We start from the raw sequence: 23,154 nt of genomic DNA, 5'->3' as shown, positions 1-23,154 counted from the left end.
TGCGTCACAAATCGTGCGCACAACACAGGCCCGTGTGGGAGCGGGCTTGCCCGCGATGGCGGCAGTCCAAACACCGCACATCTCAACCCACCCCCTAAAGAAGCCCCGTCTGCGCTACCATGCTTGGCCGGACGCGGCAGCCTGCTGCGCGCAGGAGTCAGCATGGCCCACCCGTTTGCAACCCTCACCCCAGACCTCGTGCTCGATGCCGTCGAAAGCATCGGCTTTCTTAGCGACGCGCGCATTTTGGCGCTCAACAGCTATGAGAACCGCGTCTATCAAGTCGGCATCGAAGACTCCGAGCCGCTGATCGCCAAATTTTACCGTCCGCAGCGCTGGACCAACGAAGCGATTCTGGAAGAGCACCAGTTCACCTTCGAACTCGCCGAGTGCGATGTCCCGGTGGTCGCGCCGATGATTCACAACGGCGCCAGCCTTCACGAACACGCCGGTTTCCGCTTCACCCTGTTCCCTCGCCGTGGCGGCCGTGCGCCGGAGCCGGGCAACCTCGATCAGCTGTATCGCCTGGGTCAATTGCTGGGACGACTGCACGCGGTCGGTGCGACCAAACCCTTCGAGCATCGTGAAGCGCTGGGCGTAAAAAACTTCGGTCATGATTCCCTGACCACCTTGCTCGAAGGCAATTTCATCCCAAAAAGCCTGCTACCGGCCTACGAGTCCGTGGCCCGCGACCTGCTCAAGCGAGTCGAAGAGGTCTACAAGGCCACGCCGCACCAGAACATCCGCATGCACGGCGACTGCCACCCCGGCAACATGATGTGCCGTGACGAGATGTTCCACATCGTCGACCTCGACGACTGCCGCATGGGCCCGGCGGTACAGGACATCTGGATGATGCTGGCGGGCGATCGTCAGGAATGTCTCGGTCAGTTGTCGGAATTGATGGACGGCTACAACGAGTTTCATGACTTCGACCCGCGCGAATTGGCGCTGATCGAGCCGCTGCGGGCCTTACGCCTGATGCATTACAGCGCCTGGCTTGCCCGCCGCTGGGATGACCCGGCGTTCCCGCACAGTTTCCCGTGGTTCGGCAGTGAACGGTATTGGGGCGATCAGGTGTTGGCGTTGCGCGAGCAACTTGCTGCCCTGAATGAAGAACCGCTGAAGCTTTTTTGACACACCGAAAACCCTGTGGGAGCGAGCTTGCTCGCGATGGCGATCTGTCAGTAACTTATTTTTGTCTGATACACCGCCATCGCGAGCAAGCTCGCTCCCACAGTTTCCAAGTTCACAATTGTCCAACCTGTTCAGGCAGGACATTCGCCGACAAATCTCCTTACAATCCCCCCTTTGTTAGCTGCCTAAGCAAGGATTCTGCATGCAAGCTGCCAACCCGCGTCGCGGGTACATCCTGGGCCTGAGTGCCTACATCATCTGGGGACTTTTCCCGCTCTACTTCAAAGCCATCGCCTCGGTGCCGGCCGTAGAAATCATCATCCACCGCGTGCTCTGGTCCGCGCTGTTCGGCACCTTGTTGCTGATGGTCTGGAAACACCCGGGCTGGTGGCGCGAGCTGCGCGAGAACCCGAAACGCCTGGCGATCCTGGCCCTGAGCGGGACACTGATCGCCGCCAACTGGCTGACTTACGTCTGGTCGGTGAACAACGGACGGATGCTCGAAGCCAGCCTTGGTTACTACATCAACCCGCTGGTGAATGTGCTGCTGGGGATGTTGATTCTCGGCGAACGGCTGCGGCGCATGCAGTGGCTGGCGGTAGCACTCGCCGCCATTGGCGTGGCGCAACAGGTGTGGCAGGTCGGCACTCTGCCGTGGGTGTCACTGGTGTTGGCGCTGACCTTTGGTTTCTACGGATTGATCCGCAAGCAAGCACCGGTCAAGGCATTGCCGGGGCTGGTGGTGGAAACCTGGATGCTGGTGCCGATTGCCATCGCCTGGTTGCTGTTCAATCAGACGGCTACCAGCGCGCAGCCTGAGTTCTGGACTACCTCCCAAGCTTGGTGGCTGGTGGCGGCAGGCCCCGTGACGCTGGTGCCGCTGGTATGTTTCAACGCCGCCGCACGGCATTTGCCCTACACCACGCTGGGATTTCTCCAGTATGTGGCGCCGACATTGGTGCTGCTGCAGGCCGTCTTGCTGTTTGGCGAAAAAATGTCGCCGAGCACCTTGCTGGCGTTCATCTTTATCTGGACCGGCCTGGCGGTTTACAGCGTCGATGCCGTGATCAGCCTGCGCCGCCGCAGCTGATCAGAAAACGTACAAACCTCTACAGGCCACGTCCTCCGTGGCCTGCATCGTTCTTTCCCAAGGTTATCCACAACGTGATCCCCGGCGTTTGTGTGCAACTTATTGAAACTGCTGGTTTTTTGATCAATTCCTGAAGAGCCCCGGCCCGTTTGGCCTGGCGGGCTGTCTCTACAGGTTATCCACAGGCAGGTGCACGTATAACTTGGATAACCTGCTCAAGTTTCGCTACGCAGTACCAACTCCACCATCAGATCGTCGGCCAGAGTTTCCAGACGCGACTGCAACACGTCCAGAGACAAGGTCAGCGGCACGGCGAGAATCGCTTCGGCGTGGAACAGCGGCTCGCTGCTCATCGGCGCCGGGCGGACTTCAGTCACCAGACGCTCCAGGTTCACCCCCTGCTCGCTCAATAGACGCGTAATGTCGCGGACAATCCCCGGACGATCATTGCCCACCAGTTCCATGGCAATCGGTTTCCAGGTGCAGGATTGCTCGATGCTGCTTTCGGCAATCATTACGCGAATGCCTTGGGCTGACAGCGCCTTCAGGGCATCGACCAATTCATCGTAGGCCTCGGCCGGCACGCCCACGCGAAGAATCCCGGCGAACTGGCCGGCCATGCGCGACATGCGGCTCTCCAGCCAGTTGCCGCCGTGCTCGGCAATGCATTGGGCAATGCGCTCGACCTGCCCAGGCTTGTCCGGAGCGAAAACAGTGAGTACGAGGTGATCCATGGAGCAGCCCTCTAGTCATGACTTTTGTTATAGATGACCAAGTATAGGCAAGGGTTGATCCTGCGCTGAGTCCTCGGACATCTTCGCGAGCAGGCTCGCCCCCACAAAGGCCTGCGCGATTCTGTGGGAGCGAGCCTGCTCGCGATTGGAGCGCCACAGATAAACCTGCCGAAAACAAATCGTGTACAAGTTTTTATATTTAACTGGAACAATCCAATAGTTTTTTGAGAACATCCCGTGTCCCGTCGTGACTGCAATGCGTCATGGGGTCGCAGAACGACGTATTTAGTCTAATTTTCACAACCGCAATTCATCATGTAGTATGCCGCAGCGCGCACTACATAACGTTGGATCGATGTCTGCCACAGGCACAGTCGCATCCCTGAAAGCCCTATCAGCAAGGCCTCAAAGCCGTTGATCGGGTCCATCCCAGCCGCCCGAAATGGCATGTACTGGTGGAAGGGGTTTGTGGTTTAAATAGCCCGAGGCTTCATTGTTAATTTGAAGAGCTGAAAAGCGAAATAGCTGAGCAGAGTGAGGCAAGCAATGACTGAACACGTTCAAGTCGGTGGCCTGCAGGTCGCCAAAGTCCTGTTCGACTTCGTGAACAACGAAGCCATTCCCGGTACCGGCCTCACCGCCGATAAGTTCTGGGCCGGTGCCGACAAGGTCATTCATGACCTGGCCCCGAAGAACAAAGCCCTACTCGCCAAACGCGATGATATCCAGGCTCGTATCGATGGCTGGCACCAATCCCGTGCCGGTCAGGCGCACGATGCCGTGGCCTATAAAGCCTTCCTGCAAGACATCGGTTATCTGCTGCCAGAAGCGGCCGATTTCCAGGTCACGACGCAAAACGTCGACGACGAAATCGCCCGCATGGCCGGTCCGCAACTCGTGGTGCCGGTCATGAACGCCCGTTTCGCGCTCAATGCCTCGAACGCCCGCTGGGGTTCGCTGTATGACGCGCTCTACGGCACCGACGCCATCAGCGAAGCCGACGGCGCGGAAAAAGGCAAAGGCTACAACAAGGTCCGTGGTGACAAGGTTATCGCCTTCGCCCGCGCCTTCCTCGACGAAGCGGCGCCCTTGGCGGCCGGCTCCCATGTCGACTCCACCGGCTACAAGATCGTTGACGGCAAACTGGTCGTCGCCCTTAAAGGCGGCAGCAACAGCGGCCTGCGCAACGATGCCCAACTGATCGGTTTCCACGGCGATGCCTCGGCACCGACCGCGATCCTGCTGAAAAACAACGGCCTGCACTTCGAAATCCAGATCGATGCCAGCACCCCGGTCGGCCAGACCGATGCTGCCGGCGTCAAAGACATCCTGATGGAAGCGGCGCTGACCACCATCATGGACTGCGAAGACTCCGTTGCCGCTGTCGATGCCGATGACAAAGTGGTGATCTACCGCAACTGGCTCGGCCTGATGAAAGGCGATCTGTCGGAAGAAGTCTCCAAGGGCGGCCAGACCTTTACCCGCACCATGAACGCCGACCGCACCTACACCGGTGTCGACGGCAAGGAACTGAGCCTGCACGGTCGTTCGCTGCTGTTCGTGCGCAACGTCGGTCACCTGATGACCATCGACGCGATTCTCGATAAAGATGGCAACGAAGTGCCGGAAGGCATTCTCGACGGTCTGGTGACCAGCCTGGCGGCGATTCACAGCCTCAATGGCAACAGCTCGCGCAAGAACAGCCGTACCGGCTCGGTCTATATCGTGAAACCGAAGATGCACGGTCCGGAAGAAGCGGCGTTCACCAACGAGCTGTTCGGTCGCATCGAAGAAGTCCTCGGTCTGCCACGCAACACGCTGAAAGTCGGGATCATGGACGAGGAGCGCCGCACCACGGTCAACCTCAAGGCATGCATCAAGGCCGCGAGCGAGCGCGTGGTATTCATCAACACCGGTTTCCTCGACCGTACGGGCGATGAAATCCACACCTCAATGGAAGCCGGCCCGATGGTGCGCAAGGCTGACATGAAGGCCGAGAAGTGGATCGGTGCCTACGAGAACTGGAACGTCGATATCGGCTTGAGCACCGGCCTGCAAGGTCGCGCCCAGATCGGTAAAGGCATGTGGGCAATGCCCGACCTGATGGCCGCGATGCTCGAACAGAAAATCGCTCACCCGCTGGCCGGCGCCAACACCGCCTGGGTTCCATCGCCAACCGCCGCCGCGCTGCACGCGCTGCATTACCACAAGGTCGACGTGTTCGCGCGTCAGGCCGAACTGGCCAAACGTGCGCGCGCTTCGGTGGACGACATCCTGACCATCCCGCTGGCCGTCAACCCGAACTGGACGCCAGAGCAGATCAAGAACGAACTGGACAACAACGCCCAGGGCATTCTCGGTTACGTGGTGCGCTGGATCGATCAGGGCGTGGGTTGCTCGAAAGTGCCAGACATCAACGACGTCGGCCTGATGGAAGACCGTGCGACGCTGCGTATTTCCAGCCAGCACATCGCCAACTGGCTGCGTCACGGCATCGTCACCGAAGCGCAAGTGATGGAAAGCCTCAAGCGCATGGCGCCGGTGGTTGACCGTCAGAACGCCAATGACGCGCTGTACCGTCCGCTGGCACCGAACTTCGACAGCAACATTGCCTTCCAGGCAGCGGTCGAACTGGTGGTTGAGGGCACCAAACAACCGAACGGCTACACCGAGCCGGTTCTGCACCGTCGTCGCCGCGAGTTCAAGGCTGCCAATGGCCTGTAACTGAACGCTGACGCCGGACAAAAAAAGGCCCTGATCGCAAGATCAGGGCCTTTTTATTTCAAATCGGGTCCTGCACTTCCATTCCTAATCCCAACTCATGCTTGACCAGCGCCAACAGCTTGCCGGTATCGACAGGTTTGAGCAGGAAGTCGACCACGCTTAAATGCATCGCGGCGATTGCGTCTTTGACGTCAGCGTCACCGGAAACAATGATGAACGGCATGGCCGCCCGAACCGACTCACGAACCTGGCGGATCAGGTCCAGGCCATCGATATGCCCCATGCGCAAGTCAGTGATGACCAGGCCAATCGCTGGTTTCTCGCTCAACATCTTGAGGGCTGCTTCGCCACTTGCTGCCGTCATGCAACGGATGCCATCCAGCGCGAGAATCTCCGAAAGCAACTCCCGCGCGTCCTTATCGTCATCGACGATCAGCACTCGCTGTGGCGGCAAATCGGGTTCCAGCATGACGGCACTCAGCGCCTCGCGCTCGGCGTCACTCAAAATATCGTGGTCGGACATGGCTTTCTCTACGATTTCGATTCAATCCCCTAGCACTTTCGTCAGACATCGCTAAGCAGACCTTCAATGTGCACTTCGTCGGAAACTTTTCCTATAGCCAATGTAGGGGGTTTTTCCCGTATTTGCGTCAGACATTTCCTAACTTCCGACACCCGTACTGCCTACCTAGACTTACGTCCAATGGGCACTCTGCGCGCAGGGGCCGACCATGACGGAGTCACCCCACCACAACAATTCAAAAAAAGACTGCGGTAATAGGTTATGAGTAAAGCGGACGCCTTCACACAGGCAGGGAAAACCGCGGTGTTGCAGAACATCCAGGGCACTTTGCAATTTCTCCAGCGCTTCCCGCCCTTCAATCAGATGGAACACGCTCACCTGGCGTACCTGGTTGAACAATGTCAGCTACGTTTTTATGCCCCGGGCGAAAGCATCATCAAACCCGCCGATGGGCCGGTTGAGCATTTCTACATCGTCAAGCAAGGCCGGGTCGTGGGTGAACGCCCGCACACGGCCAAGGGTGGCACCGAGACCACGTTTGAAATCACCACCGGCGAGTGCTTCCCCCTCGCCGCGCTGCTGGGTGAGCGTGCGACCCGCACCGAACACCTGGCCGCCGAAGACACCTTTTGCCTGCAGCTGAACAAGCTGGCGTTCATCAAACTGTTCGCGCTTTCCCACACGTTTCGCGACTTTGCCTTACGCGGCGTCAGCAGCCTGCTCGATCAGATCAACCAGCAGGTTCAACAAAAAGCCGTGGAAACCCTCGGCACTCAATACTCGCTGAACACACGCCTGGGCGAATTGGCCATGCGTCACCCGGTAACCTGTGGTTGCGCCACGCCGTTGCGTGAAGCCGTGACCCTGATGCACGAGCAACAGGTCGGCAGCATCGTGATCGTCGACGAGCATAAAGCGCCGTTGGGCATTTTCACCCTGCGCGACCTGCGTCATGTAGTGGCCGACGGTATCAATGACTTCAACGAGGCCATCGAGCACCACATGACCCGCGCGCCGTTTTTCCTGACGCCGGACCACAGTGCCTTCGATGCGGCGATCGCCATGACCGAACGGCACATCGCCCACGTCTGTCTGGTGAAAGACCATCGCCTCTGCGGCGTGGTGTCCGAGCGGGATCTGTTTTCCCTGCAACGGGTGGATCTGGTGCACCTGGCGCGGACCATTCGCAGTGCCCAGAAAGTGGAAAACCTGGTGGCGCTGCGCGGCGAGATCGGTCAATTGGTCGAGCGCATGCTGGCGCACGGCGCCTCGTCGACCCAGATCACTCACATCATTACCCTGCTCAACGACCATACCGTTTGCCGGGTGATCGAACTGACCCTCGCGGAAAAAGGCGACCCGGGTGTGCCGTTCAGTTGGCTGTGCTTTGGCAGTGAAGGCCGTCGCGAACAGACGTTACACACCGACCAGGACAACGGCATCCTGTTCGAAGCCCGGGACGCGGCTCACGCGGCGGAGATTCGTGGCAAATTGCTGCCCATCGCCCAGCAGATCAACCAAAGCCTGGCGCTGTGTGGCTTCACGTTGTGCAAAGGCAACATCATGGCCGGCAACCCCGAGTTGTGTTTGTCGCGTGCTGAATGGGCACGGCGTTTTGCAGCCTTTATCCGCGAAGCGACACCGGAGAACCTGCTGGGGTCGAGCATTTATTTCGACCTGCGCGTGATCTGGGGCGATGAGCAAGGTTGCGAGCAATTGCGCAAAGGGATTCTCGACCAGGTCAGCGACAATCGATTGTTTCAGCGGATGATGGCCGAGAATGCGTTGCGCAACCGGCCGCCGGTAGGACGTTTCCGCGAGTTTGTGCTGGCGCGCAAGAATGGCGAGAAAGCCACGCTGGACTTGAAAGTCCAAGGGCTGACGCCCTTCGTTGATGCCGCCCGATTGCTGGCATTGGCCCACGGCATCGAGGCGAACAATACCCTGGAGCGTTTTCGCCAATTGGTCGCCAAGGAAGTCATCGAACGACTGGACGGCGCGGCCTATGAAGAGGCTTACCACTTCATCCAGCAAACCCGTATGCAACAGCATCAGTTGCAAACCCGGGAGAACTTGCCCTACTCCAACCGTGTCGACCCGGACAGCCTCAATCATCTGGACCGACGGATCCTGCGTGAATCCCTGCGTCAGGCTCAACGCCTGCAAAGCAGCCTGGCCCTGCGGTATCAGCTATGAGCCTGTTTTCATGGCTGCGTCCGGCGGGTCCAAGCCTTCCCGGAGAACTTCAGCAACGCCTGCAACGGTTGCCTTCGGCCCGGGAGCTCGGTGAGTGCAGCCTGCGCGAGCAACGCTGGGTGGTGCTGGATCTGGAAACCACCGGGTTGAACCTGAACAAGGATCGCGTGCTGTCCATCGGTGCAGTGGTGATTGAGGACGGGGCGATTGATTTCAGCCAGCAGTTCGAACGCACGCTGCAATGCGCCGACCTGAAACTGGCCCCCAGCGTGTTGATTCATGGCCTGGGGCCCAGCGCGATTGCCGCTGGCAGCGATCCGGCGCAGGCGCTGCTCGATTTCATGGAGTTCGTCGGTGACAGTCCCGTCCTGGCGTTTCATGCGCCGTTCGATCAGCACATGCTCGGGCGCGCGCTCAAAGACCATCTGGGCTACAAGTTGCAACATCCGTTTCTGGATGTGGCGGACATCGCACCGCTGCTGTGCCCTCAGGCGCACATTCGCGACGCCGGGCTGGATGACTGGATCGACTGGTTCAAGCTGGAAGTCTTCGAACGCCACAACGCCAGCGCCGATGCGCTGGCCACTGCCGAGCTGGCGTTGATTTTGTTCAGCCGGGCGCGGCAGCAGCAGATTCACAGTCCGCTGAATTTGCAGCAGCGGGTGAATCAGTGGAAACGTCGGCAGCGCGCGCCTTCCTTTTAGATTGTCTGTGCCTGTTCCAGCCCCTTCGCGGCAAGCCCGCGCCCACAGGGAGATTGTGTCGTTCGCCAATTTTGCGGTCGACACAACGCGTGGCTTGTCGGATCGCCGCACCGCCGCGATGACCGATAACGCGGTCCACCTGACCAGTGGCCAATTGCTTACCTCCCCCGCCTCTGCCACAATCGCGAATAATTCTCGTTAGTTAATACTTCCCAATCGGTGATGCCGCGTGTCGTCAGTCCAAAGCCCTCAGAGTGAGCTCGTTGGTGCGTTATATCGCGACCATCGCGGTTGGCTCTTGGCCTGGCTACGACGCAACGTGGCCTGTCCGCAACGGGCCGAAGACCTGAGCCAGGACACCTTCGTGCGGTTGCTGGGCCGTGATGAGCTGAAGGAACCTCGCGAACCGCGGGCGTTTCTGGTGGCGATCGCCAAAGGCTTGCTGTTCGACTACTTCCGCCGCGCTGCGCTGGAACAGGCCTACCTCACCGAATTGATGCTGATCCCCGAAAGCGAGCAACCGTCGGTGGAAGAACAGCTGCTGATTCTCGAAGACCTGAAAAACATCGACCGCCTGCTCGGCAAACTGTCGAGCAAGGCGCGGGCAGCGTTTCTCTTTAACCGTCTCGACGGCCTTGGCCATGCCGACATCGCCGAACGCCTGGGCGTGTCGGTGCCTCGGGTTCGTCAGTACCTGGCCCAAGGCATTCGTCAGTGCTACATCGCGTTGTACGGTGAACCGGTATGAATCCGGTCAGTTCCAAACCGGTGTCCGCCCATGTGCTGGACGCGGCGATTGCCTGGCAATTGTCCCTCGATTCCGGCAACCCGGTGGAGCGCGAAGAGTTCGCCAAATGGCACGCTGCCCACGAAGAACATGCTCGTGCGTGGCACCAACTGGGCATGCTCGACCAGCGTTTCAGCGTCGCCAGCGGCCCGGCCCGCACGGCACTGTTGCAGTCGCGCGAAAGCATTCGCCGCCGGGTTCGCAAACTGGGCAGCGGCGTGGCCAGCCTTGTTGCAGTGATCGGATTGGCGCTATTCGCCGGTGATCGTTTTCTGCCCATCGACTATTGGCTGGCCGACCAACGCACCGCCACCGGCGAGCAACGCACCCTGCGCCTGACTGACGGCACGCTGATCAACCTCAACACCCACAGCGCCATCGACGTGCGCTTCGATGAAAAGCAGCGGCTGATCGTCCTTCAGGAAGGGGAAATTCTCGTCGAGACCGGTCATGGCGATGCCCGGCCATTTATCGTCGAGACCCGCGAAGGCAGCCTGCGCGCACTCGGCACTCGCTTCCTCGTCCGGCGCGAAGATGACGGCACGCGATTGAGCGTGCTGCAGTCAGCGGTGGCCGCGCATCCGCAATCAAGTTCCGAAGAGCAGATTCTGCGTGAGGGCCAGCAAGTGTTGATGCGCGGCAATGGCCTGGGGCCGATCACCGCGCTCAACCTCGGTGCCGATGCCTGGACTCGCGGCATGCTGGTGGTGGACAACGCGCGGCTGGAAGACCTGGTGCGTGAACTCGCTCGCTACCGTCGCGGGCATCTGGGGCTGGCCCCGGAGATCGCCGACCTGCGAATCACCGGCAGCTTCCCACTGCACGATACGGACAAGGCCCTGAATGCACTGCTGCCGACCTTGCCGGTGCAGATCGAACAGCACACGCCGTGGTGGGTGACGGTGGCGAAGGCTGACACCCGGCCCTGAGAGCTGTTGCGCCTGATGATGATCGTTCCCACGCTCTGCGTGGGAATGCAGCCCGTGACGCTCCGCGTCACATGCCGAAGCGGACGCAGAGCGTCCATTGAGGCATTCCCACGCAGAGCGTGGGAACGATCATCAGCCTCACACCGCAATTGATGAATAGAAATTATTTTCATCCAGCCCTATCACTTTTGGAATCTCGTGCGGCACCTAGGCAATTGAGAAATATTTCCATTCATGAGCCGCTGTATGTCCCGTTCGCTCGACACCCTGTTGCGTCCCAGCTTGCTGGCAGTCGCCATTGCCCTTTGCGCCCCTCTGGCCAGCAGCCCGCTGATCGCCGCAGAACAGGCGTCCAGCGTTCGCGCCTACGACCTGCCGGCGGCGCCATTGGCCAACACCCTGAATCAGATCGCCAGCCAGGCCGGCCTGGCGCTGTCGTTGAATCCATCGCTGGCGGCGGGCAAGTCCTCGGCACCGGTGAAGGGTCAGTTCGACGCCGCCGGCGCGCTGCGTGAAGCCTTGCGTGGCAGCGGTCTGCAACTGGAACAAAGCAGCGCTGGCACCTACAGTTTGGTCGCCATTCCCGAGGGCGTGCTGGCCCTGCCGGAAACCGCCGTCATCGGCATCGAAAACACCGAAAGTGCCTGGGGTCCGGTGGACGGCTACCTGGCGACCCGCACCGCCGCTGGCACCAAGACCGACACCGCGCTGGTCGAAGCACCACGCTCGATTTCGATTGCCACCCGTCAGCAGATGGACGATCGCAACGTGCAGAACCTCGATGACGCCGTGCGCTACATGCCCGGCATCGTCGCCAGCAGCTACGGCAGTGACACCCGCGCCGACTGGTTGCGCGTGCGTGGTTTCGAACCGACTCAGTTCCTGGACGGCTTGCCACTGCCCAAAGGCGTGTATGCCAACCCGAAACAGGAAACCTGGAACCTCGAGCGCCTCGCCCTGCTGCGCGGCCCGGCTTCATCGGTGTACGGCCAGACCCCGCCGGGCGGCTTGCTGGACATGGTCAGCCGCCGTCCCACCGCGCAAGACAGCCATGAGATCGAGCTGCAATACGGCAGCGACAACCAGCGCCAGATCAACTTCGCCAGCACCGGCAAGATCGACGACGCAGGCCAGTTTCTCTACAGCCTGAGCGGTGTGGTGCGCGACAGTGGCACGCAGATCGACCACGTCGACAACAAGCGCTACAACATTGCGCCGAGCCTGACCTGGAACATCGACGACGACACCTCGTTCACCCTGCTCACGCAATTCACCCGCGACGATACCGGCATCACCAGCCAGTTCCTGCCGGTGCAGGGCACCAAGATCGACATGCCGTTTGGCAAAGTGTCTCATCACAAGAACCTGGGCGATCCGGATTGGGAATTCTACGACCGCACCTACTACGCGCTGGGTTATGCGTTCGAGCATCGCCTGAACGATGTCTGGCAATTCAGGCAGAACCTGCGTTACACCAAATCGGACCTGTCGTTCCAGGCACTCACCGTCGGCTCTTACCCGTTTACGCAGGTGGATAATCAAGGAAACGTCGGGCGCACCAGCACCACCGTCGACGAAGACATCAGCCAGTTCGCCGTGGATAACAATTTCCAGGCTGACTTTGTCACCGGCGATGTGCGCCACACCCTGCTGCTCGGTCTCGACCACCAACGCAGCAACACCAACTACACCTCGATTTTCGGTGACGGGCTGATCACCAACGTCAACAACCCAATTTATGGCCAGCCAATCGTTCGTCCACCGCGTTCCTCCGCGTTCTACGACTACGACCAAAAAACCCACCAGACGGGCGTGTACGTGCAGGACCAGATGGCCCTCGATAACTGGCGCCTGACCCTCGGCGGCCGTGAGGACTGGGTGCACACCGGCACAACATTCTTCAACAAGGGCGACGCCACCAACACCGAGCGCGACAAGGCCTTCAGCGGCAACGCGGCGATCAGCTATGTGTTTGACTCGGGCTTTGTGCCGTACCTGTCCTATGCCGAATCCTTCCAGCCAACCACCGGCGCCCTGGCCTCGTCCACCGAATCTTTCAAGCCAACCGAGGGCAAGCAGTGGGAGCTGGGCGTGAAATACCAGCCACCGGGCAGCAAAACCCTGCTCAGCGCGGCGGTGTATGACCTGACCCAGAAAAACGTTTCCGTCACCACCACCGTCGGCGCCACGCCGATCACCAGCCAGACCGGCGAAGTGAAGGTCAAGGGCCTGGAGCTGGAAGCGGTGTCCGATGTGACCGACAACCTGAAAATCATCGCCGCCTACACCCTGGCCAAGTCCGAAGTGCAAAACGGCGATTTCAAAGGCAATCGCCTGCAACTGATACCTAACCAGCAAGCGTCGCTGTGGGCCGATTACACCTGGCACAACGGCGTGCTCGACGGCTTCGGCCTCGGTGCCGGCGCCCGCTATACCGGCAACACCTATGGCGACCAGGCCAACACCTTCCTGGGCAAGGCCGACGCCTACACCGTGTTCGACGCCGCGGTGCATTACGACCTCGGTCGTCTGGACAACAGCCTGAAAGGCGCATCGCTGGCCCTCAACGCGACCAACCTGTTGGACAAGGACTACATCTCCACCTGTGACAGTTTCTACTGCTACTACGGCGACCAGCGCAGTGTCGTCGCCAGTGCGACCTACAAGTGGTAATGACCTGATTTGTCACGCCCAAGACCGAGCCGTCCCCCATGGGACGGCTTTGGTATTTCTGAAGGCCATGAGATGAAAAGCAAAACGATTCGCCGCTGGTCCTGCGTCCACACCTGGACCAGCCTGATCTGCACGGTATTTCTGCTGATGCTGGCGCTGACCGGCCTGCCGCTGATCTTTCACCATGAGATCGATCACCTGCTGGGCGATGCTGCGCAATTGAAGCAGATGCCGGCAGACACACCGCAGCTGAATCTGCAGCAGTTGGTGCAGGCGGCTGAAAAACATCGCCCTGGCGACGTCATGCAATATTTCGGCTTTGACGAAGACGAGCCCAACGCTGCAATCACCATCATGGCGGCCACTGCCGGTACCGAGCCGAACTCGTCGCACACCTTCATGCTCGACGCCCGTACCGGTGAAGCGCTGGAAATGCCGTCGGCCAATGGCGGTTTCATGATGGTGATGCTGCGCCTGCACGTGGACATGTTTGCCGGACTGCCGGGCAAGTTGCTGCTCGCGTTCATGGGGCTGATGTTTGTCGCCGCGATTATTTCCGGAACGGTGCTGTACCTGCCGTTCATGCGCCGCTTGAAATTCGCCACTGTGCGCCAGGACAAGTCGACTCGCCTGCGCTGGCTCGACCTGCATAACCTGATCGGCGTGGTCACCCTGACGTGGGCGTTGGTCGTGGGTGTGACCGGGGTCATCAGTGCCTGCGCCGATCTGCTGATCGCCGCTTGGCGCAACGACAGCCTGAGCGCGATGGTCGCACCGTACCGGGACGCACCGCCGCTGACGCAATTGGCGCCCGCGACCCGTTTGCTCGACATCGCCAAGGAAGTCGCACCGGGCATGACACCTGACTTCATCGCCTTCCCCGGCACCCGATTTTCCAGCGAGCACCATTACGCGGTGTTCATGAAAGGCAGCACCCACCTGACATCGCACCTGCTGACCCCGGTGCTGATCGACGCCAGCACCCTGCAAGTCACAGCGGTGGCCGAACGACCGTGGTACATGGACGCCATGGGCATGTCGCAACCGCTGCACTTCGGTGACTACGGCGGTATGCCGATGAAAATCCTCTGGGCGACCCTGGACGGGCTGACCATCGTTGTCCTCGGCAGCGGGGTTTATCTGTGGGTGGTGCGGCGCAAAGCGGCGAAACCGGTGCTTGAACAAGCGGGAGCTCAGGCATGAGGCCAAGGCAGTCGAACTTCTGGAAGGTGTTTGCCACGCCTACCGTCATCGCCCTGCTCAGCGCCGCGGGGTTATTCGCCGCGCTGCTGGGTGACGGCGTGTGGGACGCCTTGAGCTGGCTTGGCCTGGGCGTCCCCGCTGTCCTCGCCCTGCGCGGTCTGCTGCAACGCCGCTGATCCTTGTGGGAGCGAGCTTGCTCGCGATGAGGCCGACGAGTCTTTCAATCAGTCCGCGGCGATCCCATCGCGAGCAGGCTCGCTCCCACAATCGGAATAAACCCTTCGGTCATACGACGACATCATTCCCCCGCCTGTCGCCTTAGCCCGCAAATTCTTTGACATATTTATTGACAGTTTCGCCCTTGCACTTCTATAAAGACGCATGTTGTACGACAACCTACAACAAACCTTGTTTAACACCAAAATCCAAAAATAATCATGGTGAAGCAATGAAAGTCAAAGGCATCCGCTGGTGGATGGTCGGCCTGGTGACAGCCGGCCTGATGGTCAACTACCTGGCTCGCAATACCCTCTCAGTGGCCGCTCCGACCCTGATGAGCGAAATGAACATCTCCACCGAGCAGTACTCGCACATCGTGGTTGCATGGCAGGTTTGCTACGCGCTAATGCAACCGGTGGCGGGCTACATCATCGATGCCATCGGCACCAAAATGGGCTTTGCAATCTTCGCCTTCGCCTGGTCGATTGCCTGTGCGGCAGCGGCAATGGCGTCAGGCTGGCAAGGGCTGGCGTTTGTTCGGGGCCTGCTGGGCCTGACGGAAGCGGCCGGTTTGCCGGCAGCGGTCAAAGCCTCGACCGAATGGTTTCCGGCCAAGGAGCGTTCGGTTGCAATTGGCTGGTTCAACATCGGCTCTTCGATCGGCGCACTGCTGGCGCCGCCGCTGGTGGTTTGGGCGATTCTGCACAGTGGCTGGGAGCTGGCATTCCTGATCGTCGGGGGGCTGGGCATTGTCTGGAGCTTTCTCTGGCTGATCCTCTACAAACATCCACGCGATCAAAAACGCCTGAGTGATGAAGAACGCGATTACATCCTCAGTGGCCAGGAAGATCACTTCAAAGACCCGACCACGAAAAAGGGCAGCTGGAAGAAGATCATCGGCAGCCGCAACTTCTACGCCATCGCCAGTGCGCGGATGCTCTCCGAGCCCGCCTGGCAGACGTTCAACGCCTGGATCCCGCTGTACCTGATGACCGAACGGCACATGAACATCAAAGAGATCGCGATGTTCGCCTGGCTGCCGTTTCTGGCCGCCGACCTTGGCTGCGTCCTGGGCGGTTACCTGAGCCCGTTGTTCCACAAGCACTGCAAAGTATCGTTGTTCACCTCGCGCAAAATGGTCCTGCTGTTCGGTGCCTCCTGCATGATCGGCCCGGCCTGCATCGGCCTGGTGGCCAGCCCCTACACCGCGATCGCGCTGCTGTGCGTCGGCGGCTTCGCTCACCAGACATTGTCCGGTGCGCTGTATGCGATCACCTCCGACTCGTTCGGCAAGAATGAAGTGGCCACGGCCACCGGCATGGGCGGGATGTTCGGCTACCTGGGCGCTGCCGCCTTCACCATGGTGTTCGGCGTGATGGTGACCAAGATCGGTTACAGCCCGCTGTTCGTGGTGCTGGCGATTTTCGACATCGTGGCCGCGTTCATCGTCTGGACCGTCGCCCGCGAACTGAAACCACAGCAGGCTGCTTCGGGTCCGCAGGCGGGATCGCAGACGCTGCAACCGGTCAGCTAAATCGCAAAACCTATGGGATCGAGCTTGCTCGCGATGGCGACCTGACATTCAACATGAGTGCTGAATGTAACGACCTCATCGCGAGCAAGCTCGCTCCCACAGGGGGATTTGCGTTCGCTGCTCATCTTGAGCTATCGCTTTAACGCGCTATGCTGCCCGGCACTGCCCCACACCGAGATGCTGCCATGTCCGCCCCCAGCATGACCCTGTTCCACAATTCTTTATCGCCCTTCGTTCGCAAAGTCATGGTGCTGCTGCACGAAACCGGTCAGACCGACCGCGTGGCATTGCAGGACTGCGTGCTGACACCGGTGAGCCCGGACCCGGCCCTGAATGAAGACAACCCGCTGGGCAAGATTCCGGCCTTGCGTCTGGCCGACGGCAACGTCATCCATGACAGCCGAGTCATCCTCGATTACCTCGATCATCAACACGTCGGCAATCCGCTGATTCCTCGCGACGGATCGGCCCGCTGGCGGCGTCTGACCCTCGCCTCCCTGGCCGACGGGATCATGGACGCTTCGGTGATGGTTCGTTACGAAGTCGCCCTGCGCCCGCCGGAGAAACACTGGGATGCGTGGCTCGATGGCCAGCGCGACAAGATCCGGCGTGCCCTGGCATTGCTGGAGAAAGACGCGATTGCCGAACTGACCAGCCATTTCGATGTGGCGGCGATCAGCGTGGCGTGTGCGTTGGGTTACCTCGACTTGCGCCACCCAGACTTGGCGTGGCGCGAAGCGAATCCGCAGTTGGCGGCCTGGTATTTTGAGGTGAGTCAGCGGCCTTCGATGTTGGCGACGATGCCGAAGGTTTAGAGCTTCGCCGGCTGTCCCGGCTTCATCGCGGGCAAGCCCGCTCCCACACGCATCGGCGGCCACACCCCGCGCATCTGACAGTTGCTCGCGGGGCCTGGTGCCGATGCTCCAGTGGCGCCTCAGCAGTTGGGTTTGTCGGCCGTGAAACGTCGTGCCGGATTCACCGCCGCGCCGAATTCACGCAACGCCTTGGCACCGATCAACAGTGGATAGTTGAAGCTGCTGCGGTCGGTGAGGTTGACCTCGACGGTGCGCTTGACGTTGCCCAGGCACAGCTCCAGATCGACCACTGGACGCTTGGTCGGTGCGCTCACGTTCGCGTCATCATCTTCTTCTTCGGAGCGGGTCTTGATCTTGCTGATCCGCGCGACCTTGTGTTCGTAAACCTTATTGCTCGCGTCCTTGGTGGCGAGGCGAAAACGCACCCACTCTTCGCCGTCGCGAGTGAAGGTTTCGATGTCCTTGGCCGACAGCGAGGCTGTCAGGGCGCCGGTGTCCATTTTGGCCTTGAAGACCTGGCCACCGATTTCCGGCAGCGCAATGTATTCGTAGCGCCCATACAGGGTCGGCTCAGCGGCCAGGACCGGCAGGGCCACGAGGGAAAGCAATGCTAGGAGGGATTTCACGTAATGGGCATCCATAAGGAGTGGGCAGCGGGATTTTAGACCTTGATTGGATAGATCGTTCCCACGCGCTACGTTGGAATGATTTGCACAGGGAGATTAAAGGTTTGAAGGTGAAACATTCGTCACCGCCGATTTGGCCTGAGGCCCGAAGCTGCTTATGATGGCGCGCCCAAACGCTTTCAAGAGTCTCTTATGCGCCGCCTGCTCACCGGCTGTTTCGTTACCTTGCTGCTGTTGCTCAACACCTTGGTCCTGTTCGGACCGTTGATGGTGTTCGCACTGCTCAAACTGGTCCTGCCCGGGCGCTTTCGCGACTATGCCTCATGGGCGGTGATGTGGATCGCCGAGACTTGGGCCGAAATCGACAAGCTGATTTTCCGCCTGTGCATCCCCACCCAATGGGACATCAAGGGTGGCGATGAGCTGCGCCGTGATACGTCGTATTTGGTGATCAGTAACCATCAATCCTGGGTCGATATCCCGGCGCTGATCCAGACACTCAACCGGCGCACGCCGTTCTTCAAGTTCTTCCTCAAGAAAGAACTGATCTGGGTGCCGTTCCTGGGGCTGGCGTGGTGGGCGCTGGACTATCCGTTCATGAAGCGCTACAGCAAGGCGTTTCTGGCGAAAAACCCGGAACTGGCCGGCAAGGACCTGGAGATCACCAAACAAGCCTGCGAGCTGTACAAGCGCCAGCCAGTGACGGTGGTCAATTATCTGGAAGGCACCCGCTACACCGCAGCAAAAAGCACCCAGCAGCAATCACCGTTCACGCATTTGCTCAAGCCCAAGGCCGGCGGCGTGGCGTTTGTGCTGGCAGCGATGGGCGAACAGCTGGACGCCATTCTTGATGTGACGGTGGTGTATCCGCAGCAGAAGATTCCAGGGTTCTGGGACTTGATCAGTGGCAACGTGCCGCGGGTCATCATCGATATCAAGACCCGCGAACTCGACCCGGCACTGTGGCAGGGCGACTATGAGAACGACCCGGTGTTTCGCCAGACGATCCAGAACTGGGTCAACCACCTCTGGATCGAAAAGGATCGGCGCATCGACGCCTTGCGCGCCGAGAACCGTTAGATCAGATGCCGGAGCCGGCGCCCCAGATCCCGCCCAGACTGTTCAGCAGCGAACCGCCAACGCCCTGCTGACCGAAGTATTGCAACAGCACCGGGGCAAACTGGCCGATCATGCCAGCGTCCATCCCCAATGCGCTGAACGCGCTACTCAAATCGGTGGTGTTCTTCACGGCGCCCAAGGCATTGCCCAGACCGGCCGTGTTGCCGGAAGACCCGAGCAAGCCTGCCAGCGCACCCAGCTCACCGCCGCCGGACAATATGTCGATCCCCGGAACGCTTTTGGCCAGTTCCGAGTAATCGGTGGAGCTCAATTGGTTTTTTGCCAGCCCCAGCATCGCCCCGGCGCCCCCAATGGCTTGTTCTGGCGTGACATTCAATTCGCTGAGTGCATTCAGCAGGTCAGCCGTTTGTGGAGTCTGCGCGGCTGAGGCTGCGGTGTTATCACCCTTCATACCGGAAATGGCACTGGCCGCATCACTAAGGTTGAACTGAGCAAAGACCGGGCTGGCGGCCAGAGTCATCAGCGAAACCAATGCGAAACCGCGTGAAATCTTCATCCAGACATCCTCTTGTGCCAAGAAAACCGCCCGGCAAGCGGGCGGCGAAAAACTGCCTGTTTGACTGGCATCCCGGGGGATTGTTCCCAGCCCTGGCGAGCCTCTGACGAACCGTCAAAAAAGAATGTCCAGTCGCTGCATCCAGTATGGCCGTGCCCACGTATATCAAGCACGGACAGACACTCCTGGCCGATTCTCCCCACAAAGGATCATCACCATGAAACGCACTTCGATCAAAACGCCCCTGATTGCCAGCCTGCTGACCTTCGCCCTTGGCGGGGCACTCGCACTGAACACTGTGCAAGCCGCAGACATGAGCCACGACTCAGTCATGGTCGGTGGCCAGAGCATGATGCCGGGCAAGGACATCATCGATAATGCCGTCAACTCCGCCGACCACACCACGCTGGTGGCCGCCGTCAAAGCCGCAGGCCTGGTCGATACCCTCAAGGGCAAAGGCCCGTTCACCGTATTTGCTCCGGTCAACTCGGCGTTCGCAGCGCTGCCAGCCGGCACCGTCGACACCCTGCTCAAGCCCGCCAACAAAGCGACCCTGACTCACGTTCTCACCTATCACGTCGTCGCCGGAAAACTCGACATGATGACCCTCGCCGAGAAGATCAAGGCCGGTGGCGGCAAAGCCGAGCTGACCACCGTCGCCGGCGGCAAACTGTGGGCGATGATGAACGGTCCGCATAACATCACCATCAAGGATGAAAAAGGTGACGTCGCCGATATCACCACCTATGACGTGTATCAATCCAACGGCGTGATTCAGGTCATCGACAAAGTGCTGATGCCAAAAAGCTGAGCCGTACCGCCGGCCCTGAACATCAGGGTCGGCGGTTTCCCGAGGTGTCTGCCGTGAATGGAACAACTGCGCGCCGTCAACTAACCTCTGCCTGCAACAAGAACCACGCGCAGCCCGCGCCGATTGTCCGGAGAACCACTATTTCCACCGCCGACACCGATCAACTCAGGCAACTCCTGGCCCAGTGCTCACTGGGTGACCGCCGCGCGTTCGAGACGCTGTACCGTAGCGTCGGCCCACGCTTGCACGGTGTTGCCCTGCGTTTCATGGGGCGTGCGGACTTGGCCGAAGAAGTGCTGCAGGAAAGCTTCGTGCGCATCTGGAACAATGCCTCGCGCTATGAGGCGCACCTGTCCGCGCCGTTGACCTGGATGATTAACATCACCCGCAATCAAGCCATCGACCAGTTACGCAAACACCGTGACCGGCCATTGAGCGATCTCGAAGAACAAGCGCTGGTGGATGAAAGCCCCTCGGCCCACGACCAATTAGCCAGCGCACGCGAAGCCGGTGCTTTGAAGCGCTGCCTGGAAAGCCTCGAAGGCATGCAGCGCCAATCGATCACAGTCGCTTACTTCCAGGGCTTGTCGTGCGCTGAACTGGCCGAACACCTGGCCGCGCCGCTGGGCTCGGTGAAATCCTGGATCCGCCGCGGTATGGAGCGACTGCGCAGGTGCCTTGAATCATGAACTATCAAACCCCAACCCTGCGCCGCGCCCTCGCCGCCGACTACGCCATCGGCCTGATGCCGGCTGCCGCCCGTCGGCGTTTCGAGCAGTTATTGCTGGAGGACGCGGCCTTGCGCGTGGAACTGGCGCAATGGCAGGAAAGCCTCGCCAGTCTGACCGATGCGTTACCCGAGCAGCCGGTGCCAGATCGCGTGTGGAAAGGCATCACCGCACGAATCGAACCGCAGGTGCTTCATGTGCCAGAGAAGCGTCCGTTCTGGAACTGGTTGCGGATGACGGCGGCGGTGTGTTCGCTGGTGATTGCGGTCACCCTGGGCGTGATCTACAACCGTGACAGCGCCCGTTACAGCGCCACGTTGCTCACAGCCGATGCGCAGCCTGCACTGAAAGTGGAATCACATGCGGATTATCTGAAGGTCGAGCCGTTGACATTGGCAGCGGTTGATCCGAGCCGTAGCCTGGAGTTGTGGGCGATTCCGGCGGATGGAAAACCCGTTTCCCTCGGCGTGATTCCGGCTGATGGCAAAGGTCGCGTAGAGCTCAGCGATGCGCAGAAAACGTTGATCGCCAAGCCGATTGCATTGGCGGTGAGTCTTGAGCCCAAAGGTGGTTCGCCGACGGGGCAACCGACGGGGCCCGTTCTATATCAAGGAGCGTTGGTGGTCCTCTAATGATCGTTCCCACGCTCTGCGTGGGAATGCAGCCCGGGACGCTCTGCGTCCCAAATCGTGACGCAGAGCGTCACAGGAGGCGTTACCACGCAGAGCGTGGGAACGATCATCATCGAACAAAAAAACGGCGACCCTAGGGTCGCCGTTTTGTATTGCGTGAAGCCTTACGCCGCGCTGAACAGTTTGTGCGGATCGATCACAAACTTCTTCGGCACGCCCGCATCGAACTCACCGTAACCACGTGGCGCGTCATCCAGGCTGATGACTTCCACGCCAACGATGTCGGCAATCTTGATACGGTCCCACATGATCGCCTGCATCAGCTGACGGTTGTACTTCATCACAGGCGTCTGGCCGGTGTGGAAGCTGTGGGATTTTGCCCAGCCCAGACCGAAGCGGATGCTCAGGCTGCCCATTTTCGCAGCGGCATCCACTGCACCTGGATCTTCGGTCACGTACAGGCCAGGAATACCGATTTTGCCGGCAACCCGCACGACGCCCATCAGCGAGTTGAGCACGGTGGCCGGAGCCTCGTGTTTCACGCCGTCATGCCCGTGGCCACGCGCTTCGAAGCCTACGGCGTCGACGGCGCAATCCACTTCTGGCTCGCCCAGCAGTGCAGCGATCTGTTCGTGCAGCGGGGTGTCCAGGGACAGGTCGGCGATTTCAAAACCCTGCGCCTTGGCGTGTGCCAGGCGAACAGTGTTGACGTCACCGATGATCACTACTGCCGCGCCCAGCAGGCGGGCGGAAGCGGCTGCTGCGAGACCGACTGGACCGGCACCGGCAATGTATACGGTGCTGCCTGGGCCAACGCCGGCGGTCACTGCGCCGTGGTAACCGGTCGGCAGGATGTCGGAGAGGCAGGTCAGGTCGCGGATTTTTTCCATCGCGCGATCGCGATCAGGCAGTTTCAGCAGGTTGAAGTCGGCGTACGGCACCATCGCGTACTCCGCCTGGCCGCCGGTCCAGTCGCCCATGTCGACATAACCGTAGGCACCGCCCGGACGCGCCGGGTTAACGCTGAGGCAAACACCGGTATGCATTTCCTTGCAGGAACGGCAGCGCCCGCAAGCCACGTTGAACGGTACGGAAACCAGGTCGCCGATCTGCAGGTTCTCGACGTCGCTGCCCTTCTCGATCACTTCACCGGTGATCTCGTGACCCAGCACCAGACCGGTCTGAGCGGTGGTACGACCGCGCACCATGTGCTGGTCGGAACCACAGATGTTGGTGGAAACCACACGCAGGATGACAGCATGGTTGATCTTCCTGCCGCGCGGGTCCTGCATTTTTGGATAGTCGATTTTCTGTATTTCGACCTTGCCGTTGCCGAGATACACCACTCCACGATTGCCAGACATGCTTTCACCTCGATGTTGTTTTTATGTAGCGCTCGCGTCGCCATGAAGCGGCGGCGCGTTGATTGCTCGGGTTACTGCTTGTGCGTCTT

General features: G+C 60.1%; 21 protein-coding genes. 16 read left to right on the top strand and 5 right to left on the bottom strand.

What is annotated here, in order from left to right:
- The first annotated feature begins 162 nt into the window (after window positions 1-162).
- Both ACM6I0_RS18455 and rarD read left to right on the top strand, forming a co-directional pair.
- Entirely contained in the window at window positions 163-1,137 is a 975-nt protein-coding gene (locus ACM6I0_RS18455) for a serine/threonine protein kinase (RefSeq protein WP_222588735.1), read from the top strand.
- A 202-nt stretch (window positions 1,138-1,339) separates the two neighbouring features.
- Window positions 1,340-2,227: an EamA family transporter RarD gene (rarD, locus tag ACM6I0_RS18450; protein ID WP_285432670.1), complete on the top strand. Its 888-nt coding sequence runs from the start codon at window positions 1,340-1,342 to the stop codon at window positions 2,225-2,227.
- Between the two features lie 215 nt (window positions 2,228-2,442).
- Here rarD and ACM6I0_RS18445 read toward each other — a convergent pair whose 3' ends face one another.
- Window positions 2,443-2,961, bottom strand: coding sequence for a glycine cleavage system protein R (locus ACM6I0_RS18445; protein ID WP_285432671.1), 519 nt, complete (start codon window positions 2,959-2,961; stop codon window positions 2,443-2,445).
- 546 nt (window positions 2,962-3,507) lie between these two features.
- Between ACM6I0_RS18445 and ACM6I0_RS18440 the strand changes: the two genes are divergently transcribed.
- Entirely contained in the window at window positions 3,508-5,685 is a 2,178-nt protein-coding gene (locus ACM6I0_RS18440; RefSeq protein WP_285432672.1) for a malate synthase G, read from the top strand.
- 58 nt (window positions 5,686-5,743) lie between these two features.
- Here ACM6I0_RS18440 and ACM6I0_RS18435 read toward each other — a convergent pair whose 3' ends face one another.
- Complete coding sequence (locus ACM6I0_RS18435; protein ID WP_285432673.1) at window positions 5,744-6,208, bottom strand: response regulator; 465 nt, start codon at window positions 6,206-6,208, stop codon at window positions 5,744-5,746.
- Window positions 6,209-6,469: 261 nt separating this feature from the next.
- On the opposite strand from ACM6I0_RS18435, the gene ACM6I0_RS18430 reads away from it, so the two are divergent.
- The 9 genes from ACM6I0_RS18430 to ACM6I0_RS18390 all read left to right on the top strand — a co-directional run bounded on the left by ACM6I0_RS18430 (window position 6,470) and on the right by ACM6I0_RS18390 (window position 17,268).
- Complete coding sequence (locus tag ACM6I0_RS18430; RefSeq protein WP_414922966.1) at window positions 6,470-8,404, top strand: putative nucleotidyltransferase substrate binding domain-containing protein; 1,935 nt, start codon at window positions 6,470-6,472, stop codon at window positions 8,402-8,404.
- Window positions 8,401-9,108 (top strand): PolC-type DNA polymerase III, encoded by a 708-nt coding sequence (locus tag ACM6I0_RS18425; RefSeq protein WP_285432675.1) that lies wholly within the window; start codon window positions 8,401-8,403, stop codon window positions 9,106-9,108. The genes ACM6I0_RS18430 and ACM6I0_RS18425 overlap by 4 nt, the downstream gene beginning before the upstream one ends.
- 229 nt (window positions 9,109-9,337) lie before the next feature.
- Window positions 9,338-9,856, top strand: a complete 519-nt coding sequence (locus ACM6I0_RS18420; RefSeq protein WP_414922965.1) for an RNA polymerase sigma factor — start codon at window positions 9,338-9,340, stop codon at window positions 9,854-9,856.
- Entirely contained in the window at window positions 9,853-10,824 is a 972-nt protein-coding gene (locus ACM6I0_RS18415; RefSeq protein WP_414922964.1) for a FecR domain-containing protein, read from the top strand. The genes ACM6I0_RS18420 and ACM6I0_RS18415 overlap by 4 nt, the downstream gene beginning before the upstream one ends.
- 246 nt (window positions 10,825-11,070) lie before the next feature.
- The gene (locus ACM6I0_RS18410; RefSeq protein WP_414922963.1) at window positions 11,071-13,497 is read left to right on the top strand and encodes a TonB-dependent siderophore receptor; all 2,427 of its coding nucleotides are present in this window, start codon (window positions 11,071-11,073) and stop codon (window positions 13,495-13,497) included.
- Between the two features lie 72 nt (window positions 13,498-13,569).
- Complete coding sequence (locus tag ACM6I0_RS18405) at window positions 13,570-14,700, top strand: PepSY-associated TM helix domain-containing protein (protein WP_414922962.1); 1,131 nt, start codon at window positions 13,570-13,572, stop codon at window positions 14,698-14,700.
- On the top strand, window positions 14,697-14,876 hold the full coding sequence (locus ACM6I0_RS18400; RefSeq protein ID WP_010467072.1) for a hypothetical protein: 180 nt from the start codon (window positions 14,697-14,699) through the stop codon (window positions 14,874-14,876). The genes ACM6I0_RS18405 and ACM6I0_RS18400 overlap by 4 nt, the downstream gene beginning before the upstream one ends.
- A gap of 272 nt (window positions 14,877-15,148) precedes the next feature.
- The gene (locus ACM6I0_RS18395; RefSeq protein WP_285432681.1) at window positions 15,149-16,453 is read left to right on the top strand and encodes an MFS transporter; all 1,305 of its coding nucleotides are present in this window, start codon (window positions 15,149-15,151) and stop codon (window positions 16,451-16,453) included.
- Between the two features lie 185 nt (window positions 16,454-16,638).
- The gene (locus ACM6I0_RS18390) at window positions 16,639-17,268 is read left to right on the top strand and encodes a glutathione S-transferase (RefSeq protein WP_414922961.1); all 630 of its coding nucleotides are present in this window, start codon (window positions 16,639-16,641) and stop codon (window positions 17,266-17,268) included.
- Window positions 17,269-17,387: 119 nt separating this feature from the next.
- Here ACM6I0_RS18390 and ACM6I0_RS18385 read toward each other — a convergent pair whose 3' ends face one another.
- Window positions 17,388-17,894 carry an ATP-dependent zinc protease gene (locus ACM6I0_RS18385; RefSeq protein WP_285432684.1) on the bottom strand — a complete coding sequence of 169 codons (507 nt, stop codon included), beginning with the start codon at window positions 17,892-17,894 and terminating at the stop codon, window positions 17,388-17,390.
- 192 nt (window positions 17,895-18,086) lie between these two features.
- On the opposite strand from ACM6I0_RS18385, the gene ACM6I0_RS18380 reads away from it, so the two are divergent.
- Entirely contained in the window at window positions 18,087-18,974 is an 888-nt protein-coding gene (locus tag ACM6I0_RS18380) for an acyltransferase (RefSeq protein WP_414922960.1), read from the top strand.
- A 1-nt stretch (window position 18,975) separates the two neighbouring features.
- Here ACM6I0_RS18380 and ACM6I0_RS18375 read toward each other — a convergent pair whose 3' ends face one another.
- Window positions 18,976-19,530, bottom strand: coding sequence for a DUF2780 domain-containing protein (locus ACM6I0_RS18375; protein WP_414922959.1), 555 nt, complete (start codon window positions 19,528-19,530; stop codon window positions 18,976-18,978).
- A gap of 217 nt (window positions 19,531-19,747) precedes the next feature.
- Here ACM6I0_RS18375 and ACM6I0_RS18370 point away from each other — a divergent pair, with 217 nt between their 5' ends.
- From ACM6I0_RS18370 to ACM6I0_RS18360, 3 genes are read left to right on the top strand one after another with little or no spacing between them, the layout of a single operon-like run.
- Window positions 19,748-20,341 carry a fasciclin domain-containing protein gene (locus ACM6I0_RS18370; RefSeq protein ID WP_285432690.1) on the top strand — a complete coding sequence of 198 codons (594 nt, stop codon included), beginning with the start codon at window positions 19,748-19,750 and terminating at the stop codon, window positions 20,339-20,341.
- A gap of 53 nt (window positions 20,342-20,394) precedes the next feature.
- Entirely contained in the window at window positions 20,395-21,030 is a 636-nt protein-coding gene (locus ACM6I0_RS18365) for a sigma-70 family RNA polymerase sigma factor (protein ID WP_414922958.1), read from the top strand.
- Window positions 21,027-21,701, top strand: coding sequence for an anti-sigma factor domain-containing protein (locus ACM6I0_RS18360; protein WP_414922957.1), 675 nt, complete (start codon window positions 21,027-21,029; stop codon window positions 21,699-21,701). Before ACM6I0_RS18365 ends, ACM6I0_RS18360 begins: the two co-directional genes overlap by 4 nt.
- 164 nt (window positions 21,702-21,865) lie before the next feature.
- Here the strand turns inward: ACM6I0_RS18360 and fdhA are convergent, their stop codons facing one another.
- Window positions 21,866-23,065: a formaldehyde dehydrogenase, glutathione-independent gene (gene fdhA / locus ACM6I0_RS18355; protein ID WP_123719614.1), complete on the bottom strand. Its 1,200-nt coding sequence runs from the start codon at window positions 23,063-23,065 to the stop codon at window positions 21,866-21,868.
- Between the last annotated feature and the right edge of the window lie 89 nt (window positions 23,066-23,154).

It is taken from the genome of Pseudomonas sp. IT-P294 (assembly GCF_949767865.1).
Classification (GTDB): Bacteria; Pseudomonadota; Gammaproteobacteria; order Pseudomonadales; family Pseudomonadaceae; genus Aquipseudomonas.
The sequence above is the reverse complement of the archived record's forward strand: the minus strand, read 5'-3'. Positions and strand labels throughout refer to the sequence as shown.

Coding starts and splice junctions, on each gene's coding strand:
- ACM6I0_RS18400 (WP_010467072.1), top strand. CDS start 14,697: ATGAGGCCAAGGCAGTCGAACTTCTGGAAGGTGTTTGCCACGCCTACC.
- ACM6I0_RS18455 (WP_222588735.1), top strand. CDS start 163: ATGGCCCACCCGTTTGCAACCCTCACCCCAGACCTCGTGCTCGATGCC.
- ACM6I0_RS18390 (WP_414922961.1), top strand. CDS start 16,639: ATGTCCGCCCCCAGCATGACCCTGTTCCACAATTCTTTATCGCCCTTC.
- ACM6I0_RS18430 (WP_414922966.1), top strand. CDS start 6,470: ATGAGTAAAGCGGACGCCTTCACACAGGCAGGGAAAACCGCGGTGTTG.
- ACM6I0_RS18425 (WP_285432675.1), top strand. CDS start 8,401: ATGAGCCTGTTTTCATGGCTGCGTCCGGCGGGTCCAAGCCTTCCCGGA.
- ACM6I0_RS18380 (WP_414922960.1), top strand. CDS start 18,087: ATGCGCCGCCTGCTCACCGGCTGTTTCGTTACCTTGCTGCTGTTGCTC.
- ACM6I0_RS18415 (WP_414922964.1), top strand. CDS start 9,853: ATGAATCCGGTCAGTTCCAAACCGGTGTCCGCCCATGTGCTGGACGCG.
- ACM6I0_RS18360 (WP_414922957.1), top strand. CDS start 21,027: ATGAACTATCAAACCCCAACCCTGCGCCGCGCCCTCGCCGCCGACTAC.
- ACM6I0_RS18440 (WP_285432672.1), top strand. CDS start 3,508: ATGACTGAACACGTTCAAGTCGGTGGCCTGCAGGTCGCCAAAGTCCTG.
- ACM6I0_RS18375 (WP_414922959.1), bottom strand. CDS start 19,530: ATGAAGATTTCACGCGGTTTCGCATTGGTTTCGCTGATGACTCTGGCC.
- ACM6I0_RS18435 (WP_285432673.1), bottom strand. CDS start 6,208: ATGTCCGACCACGATATTTTGAGTGACGCCGAGCGCGAGGCGCTGAGT.
- rarD (WP_285432670.1), top strand. CDS start 1,340: ATGCAAGCTGCCAACCCGCGTCGCGGGTACATCCTGGGCCTGAGTGCC.
- fdhA (WP_123719614.1), bottom strand. CDS start 23,065: ATGTCTGGCAATCGTGGAGTGGTGTATCTCGGCAACGGCAAGGTCGAA.
- ACM6I0_RS18395 (WP_285432681.1), top strand. CDS start 15,149: ATGAAAGTCAAAGGCATCCGCTGGTGGATGGTCGGCCTGGTGACAGCC.
- ACM6I0_RS18445 (WP_285432671.1), bottom strand. CDS start 2,961: ATGGATCACCTCGTACTCACTGTTTTCGCTCCGGACAAGCCTGGGCAG.
- ACM6I0_RS18405 (WP_414922962.1), top strand. CDS start 13,570: ATGAAAAGCAAAACGATTCGCCGCTGGTCCTGCGTCCACACCTGGACC.
- ACM6I0_RS18370 (WP_285432690.1), top strand. CDS start 19,748: ATGAAACGCACTTCGATCAAAACGCCCCTGATTGCCAGCCTGCTGACC.
- ACM6I0_RS18410 (WP_414922963.1), top strand. CDS start 11,071: ATGTCCCGTTCGCTCGACACCCTGTTGCGTCCCAGCTTGCTGGCAGTC.